Source organism: Flavobacterium laiguense (assembly GCF_003097655.1).
Classification (GTDB): domain Bacteria; phylum Bacteroidota; class Bacteroidia; order Flavobacteriales; family Flavobacteriaceae; genus Flavobacterium; species Flavobacterium laiguense.
Map to the genome: position 1 here is coordinate 20,777 of NZ_QCZH01000031.1, position 6,273 is coordinate 27,049.

Sequence of the window (6,273 nt, forward strand, 5' to 3'; positions counted from 1 at the left end):
CCAAAAAAAAGAGGCTGTCTATATAACTAGACAACCTCTTAACTGTTTTTAATAATAAAAAAGATTATTCAATAAAAATACTTCTTTACAATCCGCTTATAACGTAAATCGAAGTAACAATTCATTTGTGTTTTTTTTACTATTTAGCCTCTTATAGCGTCATGGTAATACATTAGGTAAAACGGAATTTATTTAAAATTCCAACCCAATGTTAAACCAAATGCAACGGGTTTAATAGTTGCGTCTTTGTCGGTACTATACAATCCGTTTGCATTCCTATCAGTGCTTGATGTTGGATTATAGCCTACATAAGACTCGTTTTTCTCTTGGTCAAGGATTGTTCCATAACCGGTATCAAGAAACATAGCAGTGTACAAAGCGTTCTTCCCTCCCATTTGAAAAGTAAATCCTAACTCAAAAGTACTCATCAAAACACCTTTTGTGTTGTACTCTCCAGATGCAGCATAATTTGTTTGATTCCCAAAACCATATTCAGGCAAATCATCTATATATAAATTAACATCTGGGTAGTAAGCAAACCCATTTACAGATGCTGCCGAAGTTTCAAACTTATAACTTACAGGTAGAAAGTATTTAACACCTGCTCTAAAATTGAAATCAATTCCTTTGTTAATATTCTTTTTATACTGCAAAAAAAGCGGAATCTGAATAGCTTGCAATGTTTGAGATTCTTTATAATTACTTGTAGTAACACTATAAGAAAAAGCAGAACCGGTAGCGTCTACTTCAAAATTAGTTAGCGTTGTTGACCCTTGATTTAAAAACACCTCTTGTCTATATTGTGAAAACTCTACTCCCGATCCAATACCAATGTGATCTGTTAAGGAATAAATATAACCTACTTTTAATGCCCCTCCAATCTCATGGGATGCTTTAACTCCGTTTACATCACTTTGAATATTGGCTATTCCTGATTGTATACCCGCATAAAACTGCGCATTCATTCCCGTAGAGAATAGAATTACTACAATTCCTATTATATATTTAACATCAAATTTCATATTCGTCTATGTTTTTAATATTAGAATAATCCATCCTCATTTTTATCGAATGAGGATTTCATATCCTTAATGATTTACTCTTTTTAATTTTTAACCAAAAGGTTTTTCGTGAAGTATTTACCGCTTGCCAAGGTCAATTTTACAATATAAATTCCCTCAGTAGTCGGCGCAATCATTTCTATTGTATTATTACTAACAATTTTATCATTCATTAGTATTCCAAGTGTGCTAAATACTGTAATACGGGCGTTTTGCAACTTAGCCGAATCTACATTAGTAAGGATTTGGTAACTTGAATTACTTTTAACTGGATTAGGCGCTATCTTTAAATACTCTTCTACTATAGAAGGAGAAAACGTTAAATCACATGTCGTAATAACCGTACCATCTGTTTTTGTAGCTTTAGCATAATAACTACCATTTAAAACCCCACTATCTTTAAAATATTGAGCTGTTTGACCCGGTACTAAAACTCCGTTTTTATACCAGCTGTATGCAACAAATTCCCTAGAACTATTATCAAAGAAAATAACATTGTCAAAATGTTTTCTAATTATATTAGGCCTAGTATTTACAACTGTTACAATAGCTGTTTTAGTAGAAACATTCCCACTATTATCTGTTACTTTAAGCGTAACTGTATTATCACCGACATTGGCACAACTAAATAATGTTTTATCAAGTTCTAATAACTTGATTCCACAATTGTCTGTTGAACCATTGTTTACATCTGCGGCAGTTATCAATACACTTGCCGAAGCACCAAGTTGAACTGTAATGTTTTTCGTGAATACTATTGGAAGAATGTTATCAATCACAGTAACCGTTTGAACAACTTCAATTGCTGAATTACCAACATTGTCCTTTACATTCCACTTGATTGTTGTTATTCCAACAGGATACATAGCATTCAATACTAATCCATCACTTCTTACCCCTGTAGGCGTTCCTACAGAACAATCATCTGTCGCTGTAGCATTTCCAACAACTACTATTGCCCCACAAGATGATGCAGCACTGTTAGCGTTAATATTCGCTGTAGCCGTGATTACCGGTTTTTGGTTAACGACTACATTCACAGTTCTTGTTACAAACGATTCATTATTCAAATCATCTTTAACACTATAAGTAAGTAGGTACTGACCAATAACATTAACATTAACAGATCCTGAAACCAAAACCGATGATGTAATAATCTTGTTTAAATTATCTAAAGCTGTATAACTTGACTCAGTATAAGCACATCCTTGTGGTACTGAAACCACAGCATTGCCTAAAAGAGTAATTACAGGTTTTGCTCTTTCAATAGTTACATCCCAATCATTAATATTTCCGTTTTGAGCTAAGATGTTATAACCCACTTTTGAAGTATAATTCAATGTTGTTATGCCACTATTTTGAAGATAAGTCCCTATACGTGTTTTAGCCTGTTCAGACACTTGAAAAGAAGGAACTAAAGCACTTAGGTTAGCGTTATTATCAACTATCACTTTGACAGTCTTTATAGACTGATCTATAGAAGCTACTCCAACTTGATTTTGCACTGAATAAGAAATAAAGTCAGCTGCAGTATTTTTAGCATTAACGGTAACCATATAATTTGTTTTAGAAAGTTTATTTTCTGAAACTACAGTAACCATAACACTATTGGAATAATCTGAATTAGTTGTTTTGGAACTTAATTGTGACACATTATCAATAATAAGCTCAGCACCAGGTGAAACACTGAAATCAGCTTTAATATTTCTTACATCAATTCCATAAGGAACAGTTGCAGTGGCATTATCACCAACAATTACAGTATTAATATCCTGAGTTAATCCTGGATTAGACGCCATTTTAAAGTTATAACTTAACAACTTACTTGCATTACTTAATCCCGTAAGCACTTTTAAAGTATAAGTTTCAGTAATTCCTGTGTTAAAACCAACACCTTCAACTGTAAAAGTTACAGGGCTTGAAAGATTATTAGGAGTTACACCGCTAACTTGAGGTACACCATTTATTTTAGCCACTGAATTCATACCTGCTATAAATACAGGTATAGTAGTAGTAACATCTACACCATCTTTTAACAAAACAGTATACGTTTTAGTAGCTGCATCATAAGAAGATGTAAGTTGGTCTTTCAATCCTAAACTTTGCAAAAGAACCGGAGTATTCCAGAATTTTCCTTCACTTAAACCATTTGTGTCTGCATTAAAAACAATTGCAGTATTGTCACTAGTTGTAGTGTCATATAAAAATTGTTTATTTCCTTCAGAAAAAGAATAATAGGCTAACAAACCAGGTTCGTTACCCACATATTTGGTCATTGCATTAGCAACAATAGTAGCTTGGGTACGAACTCCTGACCAAACACGCAATTCATCAATACTACCATTTAATCCACGAGTTAAAGATGAGTTACCACCAATAAATGCTGGAAAAGCAGCATTAGTCGTTGCGGCTCCAGCAGTACCTGCTGCAACAGTATGAGGCGCAACAACTCCATCTATATAAATTGTATAAAGATTACCTGTAGTTACTGTAAAAGCAATATGATGCCATTTATTTAATTGAACAGAATTTAACGCTGTATTAATGGTATAGGTACCGGCAGCAGTTGTAATTGTCAATACTAAACTATTCTCTTTATAAGTAGAATTATTATTAGTATGTACAAATAGATTCACTTTTGATTTATCAAAAATTCTTCCAAAAATTGTTGGACTTTTTCGATTTACCCAAGCTTCAAATGTATAGTTATTTGAAAGGTCTAAAACTGGGGCACTAGTAATATCTGCAACAGCATAATCATCTATACCATCGAAAGTTCCTGTAACATTAGTAGCAGCATTAGCGACATGAGATAATGTAATTGATTTAGAATCATTTGTACTATCTGTATCACCCACTAATTTAGTAAAGACACGAATTGTATGATCACCAACTGGTCCCAAATCAGCTTTTACAGTAAAAAGAATAGTCGCAGTAGCACCCGCAGCTATTGAAGCTACTTGGTTTTGAACAACTTCCGGACCACCATTAAGACTATAAGCAACAGGGAAATTAGCAATAGCAACACTAGAAAAGTTACGAATAACAGCACTTACAGTTACCGGTTTCATACCAGGCTTAATTGGTGCGGAAATCGATTCGATACTTGCGTTAGCAGCTGTAAAAGGAAGTACGTTAATTGTATATTCTTCTACTTCAAAATCACCCCTAGACATTGTTAACCCATCTAATGTAGGTCCAAGATTTACATTGAAATATTCGCTTGGCGAACGGAACATGTGTATAACACGCATTAATTTTTCACCAGCTGTTGTTGCAGCAGGAATAGTTAATCCTCCCGCTAAAGTGCTATTATATCTAAAATAATGATTACTTGTAGTTGAAGCTATTGCAGGAGCAGTTGCTGTATTCAAAGTATTTACCCAAAAAGTACCTGCATAAAATTCATCTGTCAAATTACCATCACCGTTCAAATCGATTACCATCATCGTAAAAACCCCTGGACTAGTTGTCAAATCTCTAGTAATTGGTCTTTCTGGTTTGGTAATTGTGATTTCCGGCTGATAGGTAAACCCGGCATATACAGGAATTTTAATGTTTTTAAAGTCAGAGTAAGCTGTTGTTCCAGAAGAATTTATAACATCATTCCATTTTAACTTGGCGATCGCAAAACCATTTGTGTTGGTATGCAAAGGCAACTCGTTTTTATTATAAACAACCGTCACCAAGGTGTTGTTTGCTGCTTTATCGTCAGCTATATCAATACCCGCAGTTACTGAATAAGCAGCATCAATAACCGATAGATTTGCTTTTGTTGCGAATGTGAAACTTACAGTAGCAAGAGATGCTATAGTAGGAACAATGTCAGTAACTTTAGACTGCCCATCGATCTGATAAAAAACCGGAACATTCGTTGCAGTTGTTGGACCTAAATTTGTAACACGAATTGTAACATCATTCGTACTTGTTTTTTTTCCTAGTATCTCAGGAGTTACAATCGAAACAATCCCATAATCAGCAACAGTAGGTTTAGCTACACAAGATATATTAGCGATCCAACCTTTATCAACCACTTCGGTATCTGAAGTAAATTTGAAAGTTAATTCTCCAGCAGCAGCTGTAGAGGTAAAACTAGGAGGTAAACTGTTACCATCAAATTTTCCTAATAAAGGGGAAGTAGTGAGTGGGCCATTATAGACAAAAAGGTAATCATAACCAGATTCAACTGCAAATTCAGTAAAATCAACTTTAACACTATTACCTGCCGTAACTGGCTTAAAAGTAATTGTTTGATTAAGGTTATTAGTATAATTTGCATATCTACTTCCACTATCTGTAAATGTAGCAGCACAATTTGTTACTATTGAAGTAGATCCCATCAATACATCAGTTCCAACATTCGCTACTGATTTAGTTACAGTATTGTTTGTAGTTACAGTATCGTCTGCATAATTCACATTACCTACAACTGTATAAACACCTAGTGAAGAAAAATCAGCTTTTTGTGTGAAACTATATGTCACATCACTTAAAGGAGCAATAGGACCTGAAATAATTTCATTAACTTCTACACCACCATTAATTTTATAAGAGACAGGAATATTAGTTACTGCATTAGGAGAAAAATTATACACTTTTGCAGTAACAGTTTCTGCTGCAGTAAAAGCAGTATTAGTAGTTAATGAAGAAAGGGCAAGATCAGTAGTTGTAGCTTCATAAAATTCAACGTTATCAACAAAAATAGTATTATAAGTTGGTGTAGTCGAAGCATCATTATCCATTACTCCTTCTAGAGTAACATTAAATTTTGTACCTGCAACTGAAGCTAAATTATATGTTAATGTAGTATTTCCAGAGGTTGAAGTACCCCCATAAACTGTAACATTTTGATGACTTGCAACTGGAACCCCATTTACTAAAACTCTAAAGAAATTTTTATTTGATGCTGGAACTCCATTATTCCATATTAAGTTAAATTTCATACGGATTGCTTTTCCAGACAAACTACTAGCGTCTATTTCGCAAAAAGATAATCTTTTAATATAGTTTGGATTATTTGTAAATGCATTAGCAATTGTGCTGGCAACCCAAAGAGGAGAACCCGCAACAGCAGATCCAGACATTTTTACAGCATCTAAAGAAGCAAGACTGATAGACTCATAACCTATAGTCCCTGTTGAACTGACACCCTGCGGGTGAATCGTATACTGCTCAAAAATAGCTATATTTATTTGTAAATCAATACTTATAG

The 6,273-nt window shown here is 34.0% G+C and carries 2 protein-coding genes; both read right to left on the bottom strand.

Annotated features, from left to right (window positions below; translation table 11 throughout):
• Positions 1-188: 188 nt before the first annotated feature.
• A complete protein-coding gene (locus DB891_RS16585; protein ID WP_116764698.1) occupies positions 189-1,022 on the bottom strand; it encodes a hypothetical protein in 834 nt (277 codons plus the stop codon).
• 83 nt (positions 1,023-1,105) lie between these two features.
• Positions 1,106-6,273, bottom strand: a 5,168-nt coding sequence (locus DB891_RS16590; protein WP_116764699.1) for a LamG-like jellyroll fold domain-containing protein, incomplete at its 5' end; no start/stop codon positions are given.

Coding starts and splice junctions, on each gene's coding strand:
- DB891_RS16585 (WP_116764698.1), bottom strand. CDS start 1,022: ATGAAATTTGATGTTAAATATATAATAGGAATTGTAGTAATTCTATTC.